Genomic DNA, 21013 nt, shown 5'->3' with positions numbered 1-21013 from the left:
AGCGGACGCACGGGGCATCCGGTGGCAGGATGAGCACCGTGTCCCGACCCGATCCTCGTCAGGCGGCCCAGACAGCCGCACTGTCGCGCACGTTGGCCGGTGCGGTCGACCTCTCCGCGCTGAAGGCCCGCTCGGACGCCGCCGCCCGCCAGCAGGCGGCGCCACAGCAGTCGGACGGCGGTGATACAGGGAGCCCGTTCGTCGTCGACGTCACCGAGCAGTCCTTCCAGGCGGACGTGCTCGAGCGCTCGCTCGAGGTGCCGGTGGTCGTCGACCTCTGGGCCACCTGGTGCGGGCCGTGCAAGCAGCTCTCGCCCGTGCTGGAGCGGCTCGCCGCGGCCGCTAACGGCGCCTGGGTGCTCGCCAAGGTCGACGTCGACGCCAACCCGCGCATCGCGCAGGCCTTCGGCGTGCAGTCCATCCCGATGGTGGTGGCCGTCGTCGGGGGCCAGCCGGTCGACGCGTTCAACGGGGCGCTCCCGGAGCCGCAGGTCCGGCAGTGGATCAGCGCGCTCCTCGACGCGCTTCGCGACCGGATGCCCGCGATCGCGGAGGCCGAGGCGGGTGGCGCGCCGGACGCCGAGCCCGTCGAGGATCCGGAGGACCCGCGCTTCACCGCGGCGGAGGACGCCCTCGAACGCGGCGACTACGCCGCGGCGGAGGAGGCGTACCAGCAGATCCTGGCGGAGGAGCCGACCAACGAGCAGGCGGCGGCCGCGCTGTCGCAGGTGCGCTTCCTCGCCAGGGCGGAGAGCGCCGACCCCTCGGCGATCGCGCGGGCCGACGCGGCCCCGGACGACGTGGACGCCCAGCTCGCCGCGGCCGACGCCGAGCTCGCCGGCGACAACGTGGAGGCGGCGTTCGACCGGCTGGTGAAGACCGTGGCGCGGACGTCCGACGAGGACCGCGACCGCGTTCGTGAGCACCTGGTCGGCCTGTTCGAGCTGTTCCCGGCCGACGACGCGCGCGTGAGCGCCGCTCGCCGCGCACTCGCCCGCGCCCTGTTCTAGGACCGCATCCCGCCCGCCTTCATTCCTGCCTCGCCGCGGCGCCGTGAGCTGCGGCGACGGCATCGATCTCGGCGAGAGTCCGGTCGCGCAGCTCCGGTGCGCAGAACGCCGCCCGCGCCCCGGTGCGGGCGATCTCGGCCAGCTCGGGGATCCCCTGGCCGAACACGTCGTGGCAGATCTGGTACTCGGTGTTCAGGTCGGTGTGGAACATGCCGGGGTCATCGGTCGCCAGCGTCACCTGCACCCCCGCGGCCAGCAGCACCGGCAGCGGATGTTCGGCCAGCGACGACGCCGCCGCGGTGCGCACGTTCGACATCGGGCAGACCTCGAGCGTGATGCCGTGGGCCGCGAGGTGCTCCATCAGCGCTGCGTCGGCCGCGGCGCCGATGCCGTGCCCGATTCTCTCGGCGCCGAGCTCGGTGACAGCGGCCCAGACCTCGTCCGGCCCTACCGTCTCGCCCGGGTGCGGCACGCTGTGCAGACCCTCGGCCACCGCACGCCGGAAGGCGCGGGCGAAGTCGGCGCGGCGGATCCCGCGCTCCGGGCCGCCGAGCCCGATGCCGACCGTGCCCTCGGGGCGGTGGCCGACCGCGAAGTCGACGGTCTCCTGGGCGCCCGCGGGCCCGAGTGCGGCGTCGGCGTCGAACACCCAGCCCAGCTCCACCCCGTGGTGCTCGCGGGCAAGGAGGGTCCTGAATAACTCCGCCCGTAGCGAGCGGCGTCCAGGTGGGTGCATCGCAAGGCGGAGGATCGGGCCGATACCGCTGTTGTATCGGTCCGATCGTCCAACGCCGCGAGGTGCCTGCCTGGGCGTCGCGCAGTAGGGCCGAGTTGTTCAGGGCGCTCCTTTAGAATCCGCCCGTCGGCGAGGGCGGCGGCGAGGTCGGCGTAGCCGATCCCCGACATGCGGTTGCGGACGGGCGTGACCTGTACCTCCGCGTACCGGACCGTGCGGGCGGCCAGCTCGGCGGCGAGCCCGTCGAGGAGCGTCACGACATCGGCGCCGGTGGTGACGAGCAGGTTCACCTGCCGGTAGACCTCAAGGAAGTGCGGGAAGTCGGTGAACGCGTAGAACCGGCCCAGGTCCTCGCGGTCGGTCGGCACCCCGTCTCCGGCCTGGCGGTCTCCACCGGCGTGGCGGCGGGCGAGCGTGAGGACGGTGTCGAGCGAGGCGGAGCCGACGAGGTGCAGGTGCAGCTCGACCTTGGGCAGTGCGGCGACGAACGCCGTCACGCTGGACGGGGACACGGCGGACGGGGACACGGCGGACGGGGACATGGGTCGGAGACCTCCGGGGACGACCGTGCAAGGGCGGGTCCAGCGCCCGCATTCACCAGTCGGCGTCGCCCCGGTCGTAGCACTGGCCGTACAGCGGCCACCGCAGCAGCTCGGCACGGCGGAGGTCCACGGCCCCCACCCTGCTCGGCCACCCGTCCGCGGTCAAGCGATCACCCCGCTCAGGCCGGCACGGGCGAACCGCCGGCGGGAGGGGACCGTCACCGCGTCATCATGACCTGACGCCGCTGCGCGGGGGAGCGGTTCGGCCGAACTCAGCGGGGCGGGATAACGTCAAGCCCCGTGTGTGCGCTGGAGGAAGTGACCCGGCCCGTCTCGGGCGGGCCCGGGCGGGGCCCCACGCTCGCGCGCTGGGCGGTGGCCGGGCTACTTGTGCTGGCGTCGGTCGTCGCGACCGTCGTGCTGCACGTCCGGCACCCGGATGCGCTGGTCACGCTGCTGCCGTCCACCGACATGCGCGAGCTGCACGTCGACTTCGACACGTTCTGGCACTCTGCCGTGGCACTCACGCAGGGCGCCGACATCTACGACACCCCGGCGAAGCTCACGAATCTCAACCCGCCGCTGCTGACGGTGCTGCTCGTGCCGTTCGCCTGGCTCGACGCGCTCACCGCGTACCGGGTCTTCGCGGTGCTGACACTGCTGCTCGTGGTCGCCTCGGTGCTGGCCGTGGCCCGCGAGCTGCGGCTCTCCCGCACCGCGACGGCGCTCGCCACGCTCGCCGTGCTCGCGTCCTCCCCGCTGCACGGCACGCTCGTGCTCGGCCAGATCTACCCGCTGCTTCTGGTGGGGCTGGCGGCCGGCTGGATCGCGGAGCGGCGCGGCCATCCGGTGCTCGCGGCCGTGCTGTACGGGGTCACGGTGGCACTCAAGCCGTCGCTCGCGCCGCTGCTGCTGCTTCCCGCGGTGCAGCGCCGCTGGGTGCCCATGCGGGCCGGCCTGCTGTCCGCGGCCGGCGCCACGCTGCTCGGCGTGCTCGTCGCGGGCCCGTCGAGCGGGTTCGAGTGGCTTCGCATCGCGGTCACCGAGCCGGTACCGGACACCGTGGACAACGCCTCGCTGCCCGGGCTCGCCGTGCGTTTCGGGGTCCCGTCGGTCGTCGGCATGCTGCTCGGGGCCGCGGTGCTCGTCGGCACTCTCGTCTGGATGGGCCGCAACCGCGACCGGATCGATCCGGCCGGAACTGCACCGTGGGCCGTGCTCGCGGCCGGGCTGCTGTTCTCCCCGATCGCCTGGCACAACTACCTGATGCTGCTGTGGCCAGGTGTGCTCGTGCTGGCCGTGCTGGGCCGGGGCGCCGTCACCGCGGTGGCGCTCGCGGTGGCCGTCGTGCCGGTGTCATGGAACGCGGAGTGGCCGCCCGAAGGCCTCGGCGCCGGCCTCGCCCGGTCGCTGTACTGCGTGATCCTGCTCGGCTACTGGGTGGCGCTGCTGTCGTCGGCGCCGGACTCGAGGTCCCCTGGCGAGCCGGTCGCGGAGGTGGCGGGGCGTTCGGCGCCAGGTGGCGCCGCGACCGCGGGCTCCTCCCACACCACGTCCTCGTTGGAGGCCTGAGCCGCCGACCCGGACGCGTCCGGGGCTATCGGCGCGACCGCCGCCAGATCGTCGTCGAACTCGGGGTCCACGAGCACCGGGTCGCCGTGCATGATTTCGACGACGTCGGGCTGCGGCAGCGCCACGGCGGGAGCGTCGTCGGTGACCGGGGCCGCGGGGGCACTGTCGACGACCTCGTCCTCCGGGCGCGTGGCCGCTTCGGCGAGCAGCGGGTCCACCTCCGCAGGGACGGCAGCCGATGTGGTCGACCGGCGGCGCACCGCGCCCTCGAACGGCTCCGGCACCAGCCACAGCACACCAGCCGGGGGCAGCTGCAGCACCGCGGACGCCGGGCGCCCGTGCCACATCTGCTGCTCGGCCTCGACGGCGCCCAGGTTGCCGACGCCGGAGCCGCCGTACGCCGCGGCGTCGGTGTTGAGGACCTCGCGCCAGCGCCCGGCGAACGGCAGGCCGACCCGGTAGTCCTGCTTCGGGCTCCCGGAGAAGTTCGCGACGCACGCGAGAACCGTCGGTTTGCCGTCGGCGTCGAGGCCATGGCGAAGGAAGCTCAGCACGTTGCCGGACGCGTCGTTGGCGTCGATCCAGGAGAAGCCCTCCGGCGTGAAGTCCTTCGTCCACAGGGCGGGCTGGGAGCGGTAGGTCCGGTTCAGGTCACCGACCAGCGCCTTCACGCCCGCGTGCAGCGGCTCGTCGAGCAGGTCCCAGTCGAGCGAGCGGGCCTCCGACCACTCACGCTCCTGGCCGAACTCGCCACCCTGGAACAGCAGCTGCTTGCCGGGGTGGGCCCACATGTACGCGAGCAGCGCCCGCAGGTTCGCCGCCTTGTTCCAGGCGTCGCCCGGCATCCGCGTCCACAGCGAGCCCTTGCCGTGCACCACCTCGTCGTGCGACAGCGGCAGCACGAAGTTCTCGCTGAACGCGTACATCAGCGAGAACGTCATCTGGTTGTGGTGGTAGCCCCGGTAGATGGGGTCGCGCCCGGCGTAGTCGAGCGTGTCGTGCATCCACCCCATGTTCCACTTGAACCCGAAGCCGAGGCCCCCGAGATGGGTCGGGCGGGTGACGCCGGGCCAGGCCGTGGACTCCTCGGCGATCGTGACGACCCCGGGGTGCTTGCGGTAGACGGTGGCGTTCATCTCCTGCAGGAACGCGACGGCGTCGAGGTTCTCCCGGCCGCCGTGCACGTTGGGTAGCCACTGGCCCTCAGGGCGGGAGTAGTCGAGGTAGAGCATGCTCGCCACGGCGTCGACCCGGAGGCCGTCGATGTGGAACTCGTCCAGCCAGTACAGGGCGTTGGCGACGAGGAAGTTGCGTACCTCCGTGCGCCCGAAGTCGAACACGAGCGTGCCCCAGTCGGGCTGCTCGCCCCGGCGCGGGTCGGCGTGCTCGTAGAGCGGGGTGCCGTCGAACTTCGCGAGCGCCCACTCGTCACGCGGGAAGTGGGCGGGAACCCAGTCGACGATGACGCCGTAGCCGTGCTGGTGCAGGTGGTCGACGAAGTAGCGGAAGTCGTCGGGGGTGCCGAACCGCGCCGTGGGCGCGTAGTAGGACGTGACCTGGTAGCCCCACGACCCGCCGAACGGGTGCTCGGCCACGGGCAGCAGCTCCACGTGCGTGAAGCCGGTCTCGTCCAGGTACTCGACGAGCTGCTCGGCGATCTCCCGGTACCCCAGCCCCTGGCGCCACGAGCCCAGGTGCACCTCGTAGACGCTCATGGGCTCGGCGTGCGCCTGCCGCAGCGCCCGCCCGGCCATCCACACCTCGTCGCCCCACTCGTGCCGCGCGACGTCCACGACGGACGCCGTGGCGGGCGGGATCTCCGTGCGGAACGCCATCGGGTCGGCCTTGTCGCGCCACCGCCCGTCCTTGCCGAGGATGCGGAACTTGTAGCGCGTGCCCGGTTCGATGCCCGGCACGAACAGCTCCCACACGCCCGAGCTGCCCAGCACCCGCATCGGGTGCGCCCAGCCGGACCAGCCGTCGAAGTCGCCGGTGACGCGCACGCCCTGCGCGGTCGGCGCCCACACGGCGAAGCTCGTGCCGGTGACCGGCCCCGAGGGGGTGTCGTAGGTCCGGACGTGGGACCCGAGGACGTCCCACAGCCGTTCGTGGCGGCCCTCGCCGATCAGGTGCAGGTCGATCTCGCCGAGCGTCGGCAGCCACCGGTACGGGTCGTCGACGTGGTCGACGCGGTCGCCGTAGCGCACCGCCAGGCGGTAGTCGGAGGGCGGACCGGGCACCAAGCCGGAGAACAGGCCGGCGTCGTGCACTCTGACCAGCGGAACCTCTTCGCCGCCCGCTCGGACGACGTTCACGCCGTCCGCGTGCGGGCGCAGCACGCGGACGACGGTGCCGTCCGGGCGCGGGTGCGCGCCCAGCACGGAGTGCGGGTCGTGATGTGCTCCGCCCAGCAGCCGGTCGACCGCGTGCAGATCGGGCGGGCAGGGGTCGACGCGCTCGCTGATCGTCTGGGTGCCGTTCTCCTCGCGATCCACCTGCGCACCCTATTGCGCAAGGCCCCGGGTCGCTGACCCTGGGCACAACGATCAGGTGCCGATGTCGGTCGATCGTGTCTGATTCGCCGGTGCGCGCATAAGAACGGGTCCCGGCCCTGAGGGGGGTGGGCCGGGACCCGTTCGGGATGCCGTCGCCGCCACCTGAGTACCGGGGCGCGACGGCCGGCTGATGGCCGGTCGGGGGCTGGGGTTGTTGGAGTGCCTGTCAGCCGTTCCGGCCCTGGTCGGCCGGCTCGGGACGCGTACCGTTGTCGCGCACTTCGCCGCCTCGCCTCGCGGTGTCCGTGGGAGGCCCGGCGGGGTGGTCGGGGTTGCCGGGAGCGGCGGTGGGCGGAACCCCGGGGTGCGTGGCGCCGTCCTGCGCGTCGGCGGACCGGCCGTGCGGGCGGTCGCTGTCCTGGCCCGGCGGAGTGCTGGGCTGCGCGGGCTGGTCGGTGCCAGCCAGGTCGGCGCAGTAGCCGGGCACCTTGTCCGGCGAGCCCGCAGCCTTTACGAGGGAGCCGAATGCCGGGTTGTCCGCGGCGGCGCCGGGGTTGTCGGTGGCGCCTGCGGCCCACGCGGTGCACAGACCCGCGAGCGACGGCTGGGGCGAGGCAGACGCGGTGGCGTCCGGCTGGTCGGCGGCAGGCCCTCGCGCTCCTGGCTCGTGGTGGTCCTCGGCGGCTGCCGAAGGTGTGGGCGTCGACGTGCGGGTCGCTGCCGGCGGGTCTGCCGGCGGGGCCGACGGCGGGCCGGACACGGTTGCGGCGAGCGCCACGCCGCCGGTCGCGCCGGCGAGCAGGACCACGGCGGCGACCGCTTTCGCGGCGAGGATCTTGGACAGGGCGGTGCTGAGCATTGACTGTCTCCGGGGGGGTGCGCTGGGGAGCGGGGACGCGCGGGGCGCGTCGACGAAGGCGGCCACCGCGGCCGCCTCGCCCGCCAGCTCGCCCGCCGTGCCGGGGCCCGCGGCCGCGGCGAGGAGCTGGTGGAGACCGGCTGGACCCGCGCCACCGTCGAGCAGTTGCTCTGCGGTGGCCGAGGTCAACCGGTCCGGGGTCGAGGTGCGCATCTCGTGCCGTCCAGCGCCGCGTCGTCGCAAACCGTTACCCACGCTTCTCACCTGCGGTCCATCGGTCGTTCTTGATCGTTTGAGCCAGCTTCTTGAGGCCGCGGTGCGCGGCCACCCGTACCGTGCCGGGGCGCTTGCCGAGCACCTTGCCCGCGGTCGTCGCGTCGAGACCGACCACCGCGCGCAGGAGGACGGCCTCCGCCTCGGTCCGGGGCAGGGCGAGGATCTGGGCCATCGCCCATTGGGTCGCCATCCCCTCCACAGCCTCGCCGTACGCGTCGTCGCGGTCCGGGTACTCGGCGAGCAGGTCCGTCCCGGTCACGTCGGCCGGACGCCGCGTCCGGGTGCGCGCCCAGTCCATCGCGCGGTTGCGGCAGATCGTGCTGACCCAGCCCCGGAATCCGTCGAGGTCACCCTGGAAGCCGCGCATGTCCCTGGCCACCTGTAGCCAGGTCTCGGCCGTGACGTCCTCTGCCTCCGCCCCGACCAGCGCCGTGGCGTACCGCAACAGCCGTGGTTGCAGATCGCGGTACAGGGCTACGAAGCCGGCCTCGTCGCCGCCGGACGCAGCGCGCAGCGCCTCGTCCAGGGCGGCGCCGGCCGGCGGCGGGACCACCTCGCCCGCGGCAGCGCGCACTCGTCCTCCACGTCCTGTCGAGGGACGGAGGGGCGTGAGCACGGGGGAGCGCCGCACCGACCGTCCGCTCCCACAGCGCCGCGGAGCGCCGGGCCGTTACACGCGGGGACGGCTCAGACGCCGGCGTCCGTCTGCGCCTCGGCGGTCAACCGGGCGATGGAGGCCAGCGGGATCGGGGCCCACCCCGGCCGGTTGCGCGCCTCGTAGAGCGTCTCGTACACGGCCTTGTCCAGCTCGAACGCGCGCAGGAGGACGGCCTGGTCGCGGGGGTCGGCGCCGGCGCGCAGCGTGTAGCCGTCGCAGAACGCCGAGCGGTTGCGCTCGGACCACTCGTTCGCGCGCCAGGTCATCTGCGAGTCGTGGTCCGGGTCGGTCCAGTCGCCGGACGGTTCCCACTGGGAGAGCTGGTGGAACGCCGCGTAGTCGAACGAGCGGAGCATGCCGGCGATGTCGCGCAGTGCGGAGTCGGGCCGCACGCGCTCCTCCAGCGGGGCGGCCGGCTCGCCCTCGAAGTCGATCACCAGCCAGCCGTAGGGCGTGCGCAGGGTCTGGCCGAGGTGCAGGTCGCCGTGGACGCGCTGGGTCGGGATCATGCCCGTCATCGCCTCGACCTCGCTGTAGACGGCCCGGATCGCGCGCTCGTGGCGGCTCAGCGCCGGTACCGCGCCCGTCGCGGACGTGAGCCGCTCCTGCCACATGCGGGCGAGCAGGCGCGGGTCGCCCTCGCTCTCTCCGAGAGCGCTCCTCAGCTCCGCGTGCACCACGGCGATGGTCTCGCCGAGGCGAGAGGCCTCCGCCGCGAAGTCACCGCCCACCTCGTCGGCGCGCAGGTCGCCCTCGGCGAGCAGGTCCCGCACGCTCGCGAGCGCCATCGCCCAGCCGTCGGCGGAGTTGGCGGCGAAGTCCTGAAGCACCCCCAGCGTGACCGGTGCGCCGTCGAACGCACCCTCGATCGCGCCCTGCAGCGCGGCGACCTCGTTGCTCCCCACCGACCGCAGGGCCCGGTGCAGCTCGAGGTCGGGGTTGACGCCGGGCAGCACACGCCGGAACAGCTTGAGGATCGACTGGTCGCGCCACGACACCGAGGTGTTCGACTGCTCCACCCCGAGCACCCGGCCCGGCCCGCTCTCGGCGATGTGCGCTCCGGGCTCCGGCGTGAACCGGAGGTCGCCGAACGTGCGCCCGTCGCGGATGTACTCGAGGAGCCGGTCGGTGACAGCGGAGTCCCACATCCCGTCGTAGGCCAGGTGGTCGCCCACCTGGCCGATGACGACGTGCTCCAGGTCCCCGCGTAGGTGCTCACGGCGCCCAACCACGAGCTGGTAGTGCTGGACGGACGAGTCGTCGTCGAGGGTGACGGCGACGATGAGCAGGTCGAGGAGCGGTTCCCCTTCCGTCGCCAGCGGCGTGCTGGAAGTGACGGCGACGGACCGGACAGGTCGGCCCTTCGCGCCGAACCAGCGCTGCCTAGGCAGCCAGTCGGGCAGCAGAGCGGGGAGCTCCTCGTCCAAACTCATCCAGACTCCTCCGCGGGGGTGATCGAGAACCAGTAGAAGCCGTGTCCGGGCAGGGTGAGGAGGTAGGGCAGTTCCCCGATCCGCGGGAACGGCACACCTCCGGTCAACTCGTGGGGAGCGCGACCCTGCCACGCGGAGAGGTCGAGCTCCACCGGCTGCGGGAATCGCGACATGTTGTTGACACAGAGCACGACGTCATCGCCGTAGGACCGCACGTACGCGAGGACCGACGGGTTGGAGCCGCCGAGCTCGCTGTAGTCGCCGAGACCGAACGCGGGGTGGCGCTTGCGGACCTCGATCATGTGCCGGTTCCAGTGCAGCAGCGAGGTGGTGGAGTTGACCTGCGCCTCGACGTTGACCGCCTGGTAGCCGTAAAGGGGGTCCATGATGATCGGCAGGTACATCCGTCCGGGGTCGGACGTGGAGAAACCGGCGTTGCGGTCCGGTGTCCATTGCATGGGGCTGCGAACGGCGTCGCGGTCGCCCAGCCAGATGTTGTCGCCCATACCGATCTCATCACCGTAATACAGAACGGGTGAACCGGGCAGCGACAGCAGCAGCGCCGTGAACAGCTCGAGCTGGTTGCGGTCGTTCTCGAGGAGCGGGGCGAGCCGCCTGCGGATGCCGATGTTGGCCTTCATCCGCGGGTCCTTGGCGTACTCCGCGTACATGTAGTCGCGCTCTTCGTCGGTGACCATCTCGAGCGTCAGCTCGTCGTGGTTGCGCAGGAAGATGCCCCACTGGGCGCCCGAGGGGATGGCGGGGGTCTGGGCCAGGATCTCCGAGATCGGGAAGCGGTTCTCCCGGCGCACCGCCATGAAGATGCGTGGCATCAGCGGGAAGTGGAACGCCATCTGGCACTCGTCGCCGCCGCTGTCGGGGTCACCGAAGTACTCCACGACGTCGGACGGCCACTGGTTGGCCTCGGCGAGCATGACCCGTCCGGGGTACTCGACATCCATCACCTTGCGGCAGCGCTTGAGGAACTCGTGCGACTCCCGCAGGTTCTCGCAGTTCGTGCCCTCACGCTCGAACAGGTACGGCACGGCGTCGAGGCGGAAGCCGTCGATGCCGAGGTCGAGCCAGAACCTGAGGACCTCGATCATCGCGTCCTGCACGGCAGGGTTGTCGTAGTTCAGGTCCGGCTGGTGGCAGAAGAACCGGTGCCAGTAGAACTGGCCGCGCACCGGGTCGTAGGTCCAGTTCGACGACTCGGTGTCGACGAAGATGATCCGCGCGTCCGGGTAGCCCGAGTCGTCGTCCGCCCAGACGTAGAAGTCGCCGTAGGGCCCCTCCGGGTTGCGGCGGGACTCCTCGAACCAGGAGTGCTGGTCGGAGGTGTGGTTCATGACGAGGTCGGTGATGACGCGGATGCCGCGCTTGTGGGCCTCGTCGAGCAGCACGACGAAGTCGTCGACCGTGCCGAACTCCGGGAGCACCGCGCGGAAGTCGCGGATGTCGTAGCCGCCGTCGCGGAGGGGGGAGTCGTAGAAGGGCGGCAGCCAGAGGCAGTCGACACCGAGCCACTGGAGGTAGTCCAGCTTCTCGGTGAGGCCGCGCAGATCCCCGGTGCCGTCGCGGTTCGAGTCGGAGAACGCGCGTACGAGCACCTCGTAGAAGACGGCCCGCTTGAACCAGTCGTGGTCGACGTCCAGGGTCCTGGCATGGCCGAAGTCGTCGGAGGAGCTCTCGGGCAGCTGTTCGTCTGCGGGGTGCCCCGCAGGGTTCTGGGCCTCGGCGGCCGAGGTGTCGATCGACATGGGGGATCGCGTTCCTACCGGGCGGAGTGGCGGAGGGCGCACGGACCAGTCTTACCTGGCGTCTGGCCCAGGCGCATGACGAGGCACGGCGGTAACCGTGAGGGTAGCCGGAGCACCTGATCAAGAACCGTCGGACGTGCCTCCCGCGCTTCACACGTTCGGGGTCCGATCAGCGTCGGCATGTTGGACGCACGGCGGCGTCGTCGTATTCCCTGGCACGTCCGGCACGATGATCACGTGCCACCGACAGGACGCCGCCGCCAGGCGCTGATGCTGACCGGGACGCTCGTCCTCGCCACCGGCGCGACAGCCGGGATCTCCGCGTGGGTGCTCGCGGCAGACCCGGGTGCCGGGGTCTCCGAGGGGCTGCGCACGGGCGGGCTTGCCGGGGCGTCGCTCGTCGCGCTCTACGCCCTGTGGCTCAACGACCGCCGCCGCCGGGTGGAGGAGGACCGGCAGGCCGTCGAGGAGGAGCGGCTGCGGCTGGAGGGCGGGCGGATCACGAACGAGCGCTTCGCGAAGGCGGTGGAGATGCTCGGTCAGGACGCCGACCAGGTGCGGGTGGGCGCGATGCACGCGCTCGCCGGGCTGGCCAGGAGCACCCCGTCGTACACCCAGACGGTGATCGACGTGCTGTGCGCCTACCTGCGGCGGCCGTTCTTCCACTACGCGTACGAGCGGTCGGGCGCCGACCCCGACCGCAACGACTTCGCCGAGCCCGCCCGCGGCAGGCTGTCGGCGGAGGAGACGGCCGACGACCGCGAGCGCCAGGTCCGGCTGACCGCCCAGCGGGTGCTGCTGGAGCTCCTCCCGGCCGCCGGCACCGACGGGCCCCGCTATGACCTCGATCTCACAGGCGCGACGCTCGAGTACCTCGATTTGCGGCGCAGGCGGGTGGGCGGCCTGCTCGTCCGGCGGGCGACGTTCTATGGCATCACGCGGCTCGCAGGCACCGAGTTCTGCGGGCGGGCGATGTTCACCGGAGACGTCTTCCGCGGCCGGCTCGAACTGGCCGGCGCCCGGTTCGACGCCGGCGTCTCGTTGCGGGACGTGCAGTTCGACGGCCCCGTCGACCTGACCGGCGCCGTCGTCGCCGACTTCGCGGACCTACGCTGGCGCGAGCCGGCGGACGTCGAGGTCAGCGGCCTGGTGGCGGCGCCTGGCGTGACGCTCAAGGGCCTTCCGGTCGCCAAGCCCGTGCTCGCCGACTGAGCCCTGCACACCGCACCTCACCGGGCGTCGCCGTGCGGGCACGTTCGCAGGCCTGGTCGCCCACCCGGTGAGGGAGGACCCTGGGCCGTCCCTTCCGGGAAGGAGAGGACTGTGTTCGGACAGGTGTTCCAGGGGCAGGTCACCGACGCACGGCAGGTCCGGCAGCTCCTCGACGACTGGGTGGAGCGGCTCGCTCCCGGCGCAGAGGGCTGGCTCGGCACGACGGCGGGAGTCACTGAGGACGGCACGTTCGTCGGCGTCGCCCGGTTCGAGTCGGCCGAGTCGGCGCAGCGCAACAGCGGGCGGACGCAGCAGGGCGAGTGGTGGTCCGCGATGTCCAAGCTGTTCGCAGGCGAGACGGTGTTCCACAACTGCAGCCAGGCGGACGTCGCGCGCGGCGGCGGGTCCGACCAGGCCGGCTTCGTGCAGGTCATCCAGGGCCGCACGGACGACATCGCCCGGGTCCGCGAGGTGGTGAGCGTGTTCGACAAGCGGTTCTCGGACCTGCGCCCCGACCTCCTGGGCATCCTCTCCTGCATCCACGACGGCGAGGACGGCGCGTTCACGCGGGTCGTCTACTTCGTCTCCGAGGAGGAGGCGCGGATCACCGAGCAGCAGGAACCGCCGCCGGAGGTGGCGGAGGTGCTGCGCGAGGGGAACCGGATCATGCAGGACGTGCGGTACTACGACCTGCGCGAACCCTGGCTGTACTCACCACGCTGACCGCCGGACGCGACGGTCAGCCGGCCGTCGGCCGAACCCGGAAGATGTGCGCCACGTGGTTCCAGGGCTCCAGCCGCACGTAGTTGTACTGGCCCCACTGGTAGACCTCGCCGCTCACCTCGTCGTGAACGGTGATGCCGTCGTTCCAGTCGACGCCGAGCGCGGGCATGTCGAGGGTGGTGGTGCCCTCCTGCGCGTTGTACGAGTCGAGCGTGCACACCACGAGCACGGTGTCGCCGGTGGCCGGATCGGTCTTGGAATACGCGATGATCTGGTCGTTGTTGACGTCGTGGAAGTGAATGTCGCGCAATTGCTGGAGCGCCGGATGCGCGCGACGGATCTCGTTGAGCCGGGTGATGTAAGGCTCCAGCGAACGGCCCTCGTTGAGCGCGTGTGCGTAGTCGCGGGGGCGCAGCTCGTACTTTTCGGAGTTGAGGTACTCCTCGCTGCCCGGCCGGACCGGCTCCGACTCGAACAGCTCGAAGCCGGAGTAGACGCCCCACGTCGGCCCCATCGTCGCAGCCAGGGTGGCGCGGATGGCGAACATTCCCGGCCCGCCGGTCTGCAGCGACTCGTGGAGGATGTCGGGGGTGTTGACGAACAGGTTCGGCCTGGCCTCGTCGCACCGCTCGGCGTGCATCAGGGCGAACTCGGTGAGCTCGGCCTTCGTGGTGCGCCAGGTGAAATAGCTGTAGGACTGGGTGAACCCGAGCCGCGCGAGCCCGAACAGCCGCGCCGGCCGCGTGAATGCCTCGGCGAGGAACAGCACGTCCGGGTAGCGGGACTTCACCTGCCAGATCAGCCAGTGCCAGAAGTTCGGCGGCTTGGTGTGCGGATTGTCCACCCGGAAGATCCGCACCCCGTGCTCCACCCAATGGAGTACAACCCGCAGCGACTCGGCGTAAATGCCCTCCGGGTTGTTGTCGAAGTTGATCGGGTAGATGTCCTGGTACTTCTTCGGCGGGTTCTCCGCATAGGCGATGGTGCCGTCGGGGCGCACGGTGAACCACTCGGGGTGCTCGGCCACCCAGGGGTGGTCGGGGGCGCACTGGAGCGCGAAGTCCAGGGCCACCTCCATGCCGAGGTCCTGGGTGCGCTGCACGAACGCGTCGAAGTCCTCGAGGGTGCCGAGCTCCGGGTCGATGGCGTCGTGGCCGCCCTCCGCCGAGCCGATCGCCCACGGCGAGCCGACGTCGCCGGACCCGGCGTTCACACTGTTGTTGCGGCCTTTGCGGTGCACCATGCCGACCGGGTGGATCGGCGGCAGGTAGACCACGTCGAAGCCCATCGCCGCGACGCGGTCCAGCTCCTTCGCCGCCGTGACGAACGTGCCGTGCACCGCGCGGCCGTTCTCGTCGCGGCCGCCGGTGGAGCGGGGGAAGAACTCGTACCACGAGCCGTAGAGCGCGCGCTCGCGGTCGACGTAGATCTGCTGCGGCCGCCCGCGCGTGATGAGCTCCCGGACGGGACGCTCGGCCATGATCTTCTCGACGGCCGGGAACAGCGCAGGCGCGACGCGCGCGTGCAGCGGGAGCGCGGTGTCGCGAAGCGCGTTGGCGGCGCCGAAGAGCAGGTCGCGGTGCGGGCGCTCGCCGGGGCGGCGGCCCACGCGTTGCAGCAGCCGGGCCCCGACCTCCAGGTCGTTGGCCAGCTCCTCGGCGGTCTGCCCGGCGTCCAGCTTGACGGTGACGGTGTGCCGCCACGTGGACCACGGGTCGCTCCAGGCGTCGACCCGGAACGTCCACAGGCCCGGCTCGTCCGGCACGACGGTGGCGGTGAACCGGTCGGTGCCGGTGCCCGTCGGCGTCATCCGGACGTGGTGGGCCATGCCGCGGCTGCCGATGCGGCGCCACACGACGTTGGCCGCCACGGCGTCGTGTCCCTCGCGCCACACCGTGGCACTGATCGGGACGACCTCGCCGACGACGGCCTTGCTCGGATGGCGTCCACCGCTCACGGTCGGTGTGACGTCATCGATCCCGAGCCGACCGGTCATCGGCACACCCCCAGCTGCACGCGCGTCAGTGAAGTCACAAAACTACCTACCCGTTCGGTCCTCGATCAGAACGGGTCGCCGCCGTTCACACGATGGTCACCGAAGCGTCGGAACCCGTCGTCACCGCAGTCGTCCGCGGCCGATCCTGCCCTATTCCGGGCGAATCTCCAGGCCTGTGAAAAGTTCGTCCCCTGATGTGTCGCGGCCGGCTCGCCCCGAGTGCGGGCACCGGTCACGGAAGCGCACCTCCCTGTCCGGCATATGAGATGGTCTGTTTTGTGAGAGCGCTTCGCCGGTTCACCGTCCGTGCTCAGCTGCCCAGCGGGCTGGCACCGCTGCAGACCCTCGCCACAAACCTGCGGTGGAGCTGGCACCCGCCCACCCAGGACCTGTTCGCGACGCTCGACGGGGACGCGTGGGATCGGGCCGGGCACGACCCGGTCCGGCTGCTGGGCGAGATCAGCTCGGCGCGGTTCGAGGAGCTCGCGAAGGACGCCGACACCGTCGTCACGGTCCGTGAGCTGGCCGACGACCTCGCCACGTACCTGGACGAGCCGCGCTGGTACCAGATGGAGCGCGAGGACGACCCGTCGCTGCCCGCCGCCGTCGGCTACTTCTCCATGGAGTTCGGCGTGAGCGAGGTGCTGCCGAACTACTCGGGCGGCCTCGGTGTGCTGGCGGGCGACCACCTCAAGGCCGCGTCCGACCTCGGGGTGCCGCTCATCGGTGTCGGGCTGCTCTACCAGTCCGGTTACTTCCGGCAGTCCCTCTCGCTCGACGGCTGGCAGCTCGAGCACTACCCGGTGCTCGACCCGCAGGGCCTCCCGCTGCAGCTCCTCACCGACGCAGGCGGCGCACCGGTGCTGGTAGAGGTGGCGATGCCGGGCGGGCGCAAGCTGAAGGCACGCGTCTGGCAGGCGGCCGTCGGCCGCGTTCCGCTCCTGCTTCTCGACTCCGATATCGAGGAGAACGAGCCCGACCTACGCAGCGTCACCGACCGGCTCTACGGCGGCGACCAGTCCCACCGGATCGTCCAGGAGATCCTCGTCGGGATCGGCGGCGTGCGGGCTGTAAGGGCGTTCTGCGCGGTGACCGGGCACCCCGAGCCGGAGGTTTTCCACACCAACGAGGGACACGCCGGCTACCTCGGGCTGGAGCGCATCCGCGAGCTGAGCGAGCGCAACGGGCTGAGCTTCGACGAGGCGGTCGCCGCGGTGCGGGCCGGCACCGTGTTCACCACCCACACGCCGGTGCCCGCCGGCATCGACCGGTTCCCCGTGGACATGGTGCAGCACTTCTTCGCTGCCCCGCGGAGCGACAGCGAAGCGGGCATCGACTCAGTGCTGCTGCCTGGTGTGCCGATGGACCGCGTGCTCGCGCTCGGCGCCGAGGACAACCCCAACATGTTCAACATGGCGCATATGGGGCTGCGCCTGGCCCAGCGAGCCAACGGTGTCTCGCGACTGCACGGCGCGGTGTCGCGGGGCATGTTCGGCCGGCTGTGGGAGGGCTTCGACGCGGGCGAGGTGCCGATCGGCTCGGTCACCAACGGCGTGCACGGCTCCACCTGGGAGGCGCGTGAGGTCACGGCGCTTCTCGGCGACGCCGGTTTCGGCGCCACGCTCAGCCCCCGCGAGCCTGTCTCCGACGAGATGCTGTGGGAGCTGCGCGGGGCCCTGCGCTCCCGCCTCGTGGCCGAGGTGCGCCGCCGGGTGCGGGAGGCGTGGCTGCAGCGTGGCGCGTCCACGCCGGAGCTGAGCTGGACCGACCACGTCTTCGACCCCGAGGTGCTCACCGTCGGGTTCGCGCGCCGCGTGCCGACCTACAAGCGGCTCACGCTGATGCTGCGCGACCAGGACCGGCTGCGTGACCTGCTGCTCGACCCGCACCGTCCGGTGCAGCTCGTGGTCGCGGGCAAGAGCCATCCCGCCGACGACGGCGGCAAGGCGCTCATCCAGGAGATCGTCCGGTTCGCCGACGACCCCGCCGTGCGTCATCGGATCGTCTTCCTGCCCGACTACGACATGTCGATGGCCCGCTACCTCTACTGGGGCTGCGACGTGTGGCTGAACAACCCGCTGCGCCCGCTGGAGGCGTGCGGCACGTCGGGGATGAAGTCCGCGCTCAACGGCGGGCTCAACCTCTCGATCCGCGACGGCTGGTGGGACGAGCTGTATGACGGCGCCAACGGCTGGGCCATCCCGACCGCCGACGGGATCGAGGACCCGGTCAAGCGCGACGATCTGGAGGCCAACGCGCTCTACGAGCTGCTGGCCACCCAGGTGGCACCGGCGTTCTACGAGCGCACCGACGGGGTGCCATCCCGCTGGGTGGAGCTGGTGCGCCACACCCTCACCACGCTCCGCCCGCAGGTGCAGGCCACCCGCATGGTGCGCGAGTACGTCGAGGACTGGTACGCGCCCGCCGCCAGGGCGGCCGCCCGGATCAGCGGCGACGACTTCGGCCCGGCGAAGGAGCTCGCGGCCTACCGGCAGCGGCTCAACGCCGCGTGGTCGCAGCTGCGGATCACCGGGGTGGACGCGTCAGGGCTGCCGGACACCCCTGAGGTCGGGGCGCCGATGACCGTGCGTGCCGCGGTGCAGCTGGGTGGGCTGAGCCCGGAGGACGTCACCGTCGAGGCTGTGGTGGGGCGGGTCGGCGAGAGCGACGACCTGGCCGACACCGTCACCGTCGCGATGGAGCACGTCGGTGAGGCCGATGGGATGGGCGACCGGTTCGAGTCGGTGGTGAAGCTCCCGCACGCGGGCCTCACGGGCTACACCGTGCGGGTGCTGCCCGCGCACCCGCTGCTGGCCGCACCCGCCGAGCTGGGCAAGGTCGTGCTTGCCTAGCTCTCGGCGGGTGCCTCCGAACCGGCCGGTTCGGCGTGCTGTTCGAGCTGTTCGATTGCCCACAGCGCCCAGCCGTGCACGGCCTCGTACTGCCGCAGCCCGAACTCGGCTGCGAGGATCCCGAAACCCTCGGGGCCGGGCACCGGCGGCCCGGTGACCTCACGCACCGCTCGCAGGTCCGCCAAGCCGGCGGCGGCCTCGTCGGCGATCCGGCGCAGCACGCTCAGCGCGTCCGGAGGGTCGAGCGCGGACAGTAGGAACATCCGCAGCACCTCTTCGTTGCGGACCTTTCCGCTCCTGCTCGGCGGGGCGGTCAGCCACGCGCGCAGCTCCTCGCGCCCGGCGGGGGTGACGGCGTAGGTGCGGCTGCCGCGCGGACCCTCGTGGGTCACCTCGACGAGCCCGCGCACGGCGAGCTTGCCCAGCTCCGGGTAGATGCTCGTGTGCCCGGCCTGCCAGGCGTAGCGGCCGAGGTAGCCCTCGAACTCCTTCGTGAGCTCGTAACCACTGCGCGGCCGGACCGCGAGCAGGCCCAGCAACGCGTGGGGCAATGACATGTCCCGACCGTACCTGACAACCTCAACATGTCATAGTTGACATGTTGGTTTTGGAAGGTGCATCCTCGGGTTCATCCGAACGACGAACGGGGAGAGAGATGAGCACCACCACACCACTGCACGTCACCGGTCACCTGGCTCCGGTGCCTGACGAGATCGACGCGAGGGAGCTGCCGGTCGAGGGCGCGCTGCCGCCCGAGCTGACCGGGCGCTATCTGCGCAACGGGCCCAACCCGTTGCCGGGGGAGCCGTCGCCGCACTGGTTCGCCGGCCACGGCATGGTCCACGGCATCCGGCTGCGGGCCGGGCGCGCGGAGTGGTACCGCAACCGCTGGGTGCGCACCGCCGCGCTCGAGGGCGGGTCCATGATTCGTCCGGACGGCACGGTCGACCGCAGCGTCGGCGTGGCGAACACCCACGTGATCGCGCATGCCGGGAAGATCATGGCCCTGGTCGAGAGCAGCTTCCCGCACGTGCTGACCCCGGAGCTCGCCACGGTCGGGCCCTGCGACTTCGACGGGCGCCTCACGACGGCGATGACCGCGCACCCGAAGTGCGACCCCGTCACCGGCGAGCTCCACTTCTTCGGTTACGGGGTCATGCCGCCGTACCTCACCTACCACCGGCTCTCCGCGAAGGGTGAGCTGGTGACCAGCGCCGAGATCGCGGTGCCCGGACCGACGATGATGCACGACTTCGCGATCACCGATCAGCACGCGGTGTTCCTCGACCTGCCGATAACCTTCTCGATGGACCGGCTCGCGAACGGCATGCCGTTCGGCTGGGACGACGCCTACGGCGCCCGGCTCGGGGTCATGCCCCTGGACCGGCCCGGCGAGGTCCGCTGGTTCGACGTCGACCCGTCCTACGTCTTCCACGTCGGCAACGCCCACACCGACACGCAAGGCCGGGTGGTGCTCGACGCCGCCCGCTACGCCGCCGCCGACGCCGTCGCCATGTGGGACGGGCTCGGCCACGACCCGGCCGGGCTCGCCGCCGACGCCGCCGCGACCGGTGCCGCCCGGCTGCACCGGTGGGTGCTCGACCCGGCGACCGGAGCAGTGACGGAGACGCCGCTGCACGACCGTGGTGTGGAGTTCCCGACCGTCGACGACGCACGGGTCGGCCGACCGGCGCGCTACCGCTACGCGGTCGCAGACTCGGGCGGTCGCGCGGGCGTGGTCAAGTTCGACGCCGAGCACGGATCCGTCGCCGAGCACGATCTGGGCACAGCCACCGTCGCGGGCGAGGCGGTTTTCGTCCCGTCGGGCGTCGCGGGGCGCGCCGAGGACGACGGCTGGCTCCTCACCATCACCACCCGGCGCGACGGAAGCGCCTCGAAATTGCTGGTGCTGGACGCGACCGACGTCGCGGGTCCGCCCGTCGCCGCGGTGGCGCTGCCGCGGGGGGTGCCTGCGGGCTTCCACGGCTCGTGGATCGACGACATCGAGGTGGGACGGGCATGAGCGTAACGATGGATAGGTCGTCGTCCTCGCCGTTCCGGGCTGCCGGCATGCTGCGCGGCCTCGCCTGGGACGTCGGACTGCCGCTGGTCGCCTACTACGGTCTTCACCTGCTGGGTGTCGGTGACTGGACCGCTCTGCTCGCGGCGACCCTGCTGGCCGGGGTGCGGATCGTCGTGGGCATGGTTCGGGAGCGCGTGCTGAACCCGTTCGCGACGGTGATGCTCGTCGTGTTCGGGTTGGGCGTGCTGCTCGCGCTGGTCACCGGTGACGCCGAGTTCGTGCTGCTCAAGAACTCGATCATCACGGGCGCCGTCGGGTTGGTGTTCCTCGCCACGTCCCTGGTCGGCAGGCCGCTGACGCTCGCGGCGTCGAAGAGCTTCCAGCCGGAGCGCGCCGCTGAGATCGACGAGCAGTACCGGACCAACCCCGGCGCGCGGCACGCGCACCGGCTCAGCTCCACCGTCTGGGGAGCCGGGCTGCTGCTCGAGGCGTTGGTGCGGGTGCCGCTGATCTACGCGCTCCCGATCAGCGTGATGGTCGGGGTCTCCGAGGCGCTCAGCGTCGTGACCTTCGGCGCGCTGATCGGCTGGAACATCTGGTACGCCCGCCGGGCCACCCGGCGACTCAGCTCCTCGTGACGAAGGTCAGCCGCCGCCGCAGCAGCCGCCTCCGCAGCACCCGCCGCCGCCCGCCGGGACGGGCGCTGCGGAGCCCGACGCCCGCCCCCCGACGGCCACCGTGGTGAGCAGCTTGACCGTGTCGCCGTGGCCCGCAGGGCAGGCGGCCGGGTCGCTCGCCTCGCTCATCGGGCGGCTGACCTCGAACGTCGAGCCGCACTCGCGGCAGCGGAAGTCGTATCGGGGCAC

At 71.8% G+C, this 21013-nt stretch carries 15 protein-coding genes and 2 pseudogenes; 7 read left to right on the top strand and 10 right to left on the bottom strand.

From position 1 onward, the window contains the following. The first annotated feature begins 29 nt into the window (after nt 1–29). Nucleotides 30–1010: a tetratricopeptide repeat protein gene (locus ABD143_RS20780; protein ID WP_343980822.1), complete on the top strand. Its 981-nt coding sequence runs from the start codon at nt 30–32 to the stop codon at nt 1008–1010. Between the two features lie 19 nt (nt 1011–1029). Here ABD143_RS20780 and ABD143_RS20775 read toward each other — a convergent pair whose 3' ends face one another. Together ABD143_RS20775 and ABD143_RS20770 are read right to left on the bottom strand one after the other, a co-directional pair. Then, a complete protein-coding gene (locus tag ABD143_RS20775) occupies nt 1030–1674 on the bottom strand; it encodes an adenosine deaminase family protein (RefSeq protein ID WP_343980819.1) in 645 nt (214 codons plus the stop codon). A 203-nt stretch (nt 1675–1877) separates the two neighbouring features. Beyond that, a pseudogene (locus ABD143_RS20770) lies at nt 1878–2288 on the bottom strand (adenosine deaminase); the annotation flags it as partial. Between the two features lie 318 nt (nt 2289–2606). Here ABD143_RS20770 and ABD143_RS38275 point away from each other — a divergent pair. Next, nucleotides 2607–3860, top strand: coding sequence for a glycosyltransferase family 87 protein (locus tag ABD143_RS38275; RefSeq protein ID WP_379659890.1), 1254 nt, complete (start codon nt 2607–2609; stop codon nt 3858–3860). Nucleotides 3861–4135: 275 nt separating this feature from the next. Here ABD143_RS38275 and glgB read toward each other — a convergent pair. The 5 genes and pseudogenes from glgB to treS form a co-directional block, all read right to left on the bottom strand. After that, a pseudogene (gene glgB, locus ABD143_RS20760) lies at nt 4136–6325 on the bottom strand (1,4-alpha-glucan branching protein GlgB); the annotation flags it as partial. A 256-nt stretch (nt 6326–6581) separates the two neighbouring features. Beyond that, the gene (locus ABD143_RS20755) at nt 6582–7427 is read right to left on the bottom strand and encodes a hypothetical protein (protein ID WP_343980816.1); all 846 of its coding nucleotides are present in this window, start codon (nt 7425–7427) and stop codon (nt 6582–6584) included. Between the two features lie 34 nt (nt 7428–7461). Continuing rightward, on the bottom strand, nt 7462–8064 hold the full coding sequence (locus tag ABD143_RS20750; RefSeq protein ID WP_343980810.1) for an RNA polymerase sigma factor: 603 nt from the start codon (nt 8062–8064) through the stop codon (nt 7462–7464). A 113-nt stretch (nt 8065–8177) separates the two neighbouring features. Next, complete coding sequence (locus ABD143_RS20745) at nt 8178–9581, bottom strand: maltokinase N-terminal cap-like domain-containing protein (RefSeq protein WP_343980807.1); 1404 nt, start codon at nt 9579–9581, stop codon at nt 8178–8180. Beyond that, on the bottom strand, nt 9578–11341 hold the full coding sequence (gene treS, locus ABD143_RS20740; RefSeq protein ID WP_343980804.1) for a maltose alpha-D-glucosyltransferase: 1764 nt from the start codon (nt 11339–11341) through the stop codon (nt 9578–9580). The genes ABD143_RS20745 and treS overlap by 4 nt, the downstream gene beginning before the upstream one ends. Nucleotides 11342–11578: 237 nt before the next feature. Between treS and ABD143_RS20735 the strand changes: the two genes are divergently transcribed. After that, nucleotides 11579–12553: a pentapeptide repeat-containing protein gene (locus ABD143_RS20735; RefSeq protein ID WP_343980802.1), complete on the top strand. Its 975-nt coding sequence runs from the start codon at nt 11579–11581 to the stop codon at nt 12551–12553. Between the two features lie 111 nt (nt 12554–12664). Then, nucleotides 12665–13276 carry a hypothetical protein gene (locus ABD143_RS20730; protein ID WP_343980799.1) on the top strand — a complete coding sequence of 204 codons (612 nt, stop codon included), beginning with the start codon at nt 12665–12667 and terminating at the stop codon, nt 13274–13276. 16 nt (nt 13277–13292) lie between these two features. On the opposite strand, the gene ABD143_RS20725 is transcribed toward ABD143_RS20730, so the two are convergent. Continuing rightward, nucleotides 13293–15272: an alpha-1,4-glucan--maltose-1-phosphate maltosyltransferase gene (locus tag ABD143_RS20725; RefSeq protein ID WP_343980796.1), complete on the bottom strand. Its 1980-nt coding sequence runs from the start codon at nt 15270–15272 to the stop codon at nt 13293–13295. 278 nt (nt 15273–15550) lie between these two features. Between ABD143_RS20725 and glgP the strand changes: the two genes are divergently transcribed. After that, nucleotides 15551–18124 (top strand): alpha-glucan family phosphorylase, encoded by a 2574-nt coding sequence (gene glgP, locus ABD143_RS20720; protein ID WP_343980793.1) that lies wholly within the window; start codon nt 15551–15553, stop codon nt 18122–18124. Here glgP and ABD143_RS20715 read toward each other — a convergent pair. Beyond that, nucleotides 18121–18681, bottom strand: coding sequence for a PadR family transcriptional regulator (locus tag ABD143_RS20715; RefSeq protein ID WP_343980791.1), 561 nt, complete (start codon nt 18679–18681; stop codon nt 18121–18123). The two genes, glgP and ABD143_RS20715, sit on opposite strands and share 4 nt — an antisense overlap. A gap of 98 nt (nt 18682–18779) precedes the next feature. Here ABD143_RS20715 and ABD143_RS20710 point away from each other — a divergent pair, with 98 nt between their 5' ends. Together ABD143_RS20710 and ABD143_RS20705 are read left to right on the top strand one after the other, a co-directional pair. Continuing rightward, a complete protein-coding gene (locus ABD143_RS20710) occupies nt 18780–20147 on the top strand; it encodes a carotenoid oxygenase family protein (RefSeq protein ID WP_343980787.1) in 1368 nt (455 codons plus the stop codon). A gap of 8 nt (nt 20148–20155) precedes the next feature. Beyond that, nucleotides 20156–20785 carry a VC0807 family protein gene (locus tag ABD143_RS20705; RefSeq protein ID WP_343980784.1) on the top strand — a complete coding sequence of 210 codons (630 nt, stop codon included), beginning with the start codon at nt 20156–20158 and terminating at the stop codon, nt 20783–20785. A gap of 6 nt (nt 20786–20791) precedes the next feature. Here ABD143_RS20705 and ABD143_RS20700 read toward each other — a convergent pair whose 3' ends face one another. Then, nucleotides 20792–21013 (bottom strand): FmdB family zinc ribbon protein, encoded by a 222-nt coding sequence (locus tag ABD143_RS20700; RefSeq protein ID WP_343980781.1) that lies wholly within the window; start codon nt 21011–21013, stop codon nt 20792–20794.

It is taken from the genome of Pseudonocardia aurantiaca (assembly GCF_039526725.1).
GTDB classification, from domain to species: Bacteria; Actinomycetota; Actinomycetes; order Mycobacteriales; family Pseudonocardiaceae; genus Pseudonocardia; species Pseudonocardia aurantiaca.
This window is presented reverse-complemented; position numbering and strand designations above follow the sequence as displayed.

What these genes read in the sequence shown, in the direction of transcription:
- ABD143_RS20705 (WP_343980784.1), top strand. Translation starts at nt 20,156, where the DNA reads ATGGATAGGTCGTCGTCCTCGCCGTTCCGGGCTGCCGGCATGCTGCGC.
- ABD143_RS20780 (WP_343980822.1), top strand. Translation starts at nt 30, where the DNA reads ATGAGCACCGTGTCCCGACCCGATCCTCGTCAGGCGGCCCAGACAGCC.
- treS (WP_343980804.1), bottom strand. Translation starts at nt 11,341, where the DNA reads ATGTCGATCGACACCTCGGCCGCCGAGGCCCAGAACCCTGCGGGGCAC.
- ABD143_RS20755 (WP_343980816.1), bottom strand. Translation starts at nt 7,427, where the DNA reads ATGCGCACCTCGACCCCGGACCGGTTGACCTCGGCCACCGCAGAGCAA.
- ABD143_RS20725 (WP_343980796.1), bottom strand. Translation starts at nt 15,272, where the DNA reads ATGACCGGTCGGCTCGGGATCGATGACGTCACACCGACCGTGAGCGGT.
- ABD143_RS20710 (WP_343980787.1), top strand. Translation starts at nt 18,780, where the DNA reads ATGAGCACCACCACACCACTGCACGTCACCGGTCACCTGGCTCCGGTG.
- ABD143_RS20745 (WP_343980807.1), bottom strand. Translation starts at nt 9,581, where the DNA reads ATGAGTTTGGACGAGGAGCTCCCCGCTCTGCTGCCCGACTGGCTGCCT.
- ABD143_RS20715 (WP_343980791.1), bottom strand. Translation starts at nt 18,681, where the DNA reads ATGTCATTGCCCCACGCGTTGCTGGGCCTGCTCGCGGTCCGGCCGCGC.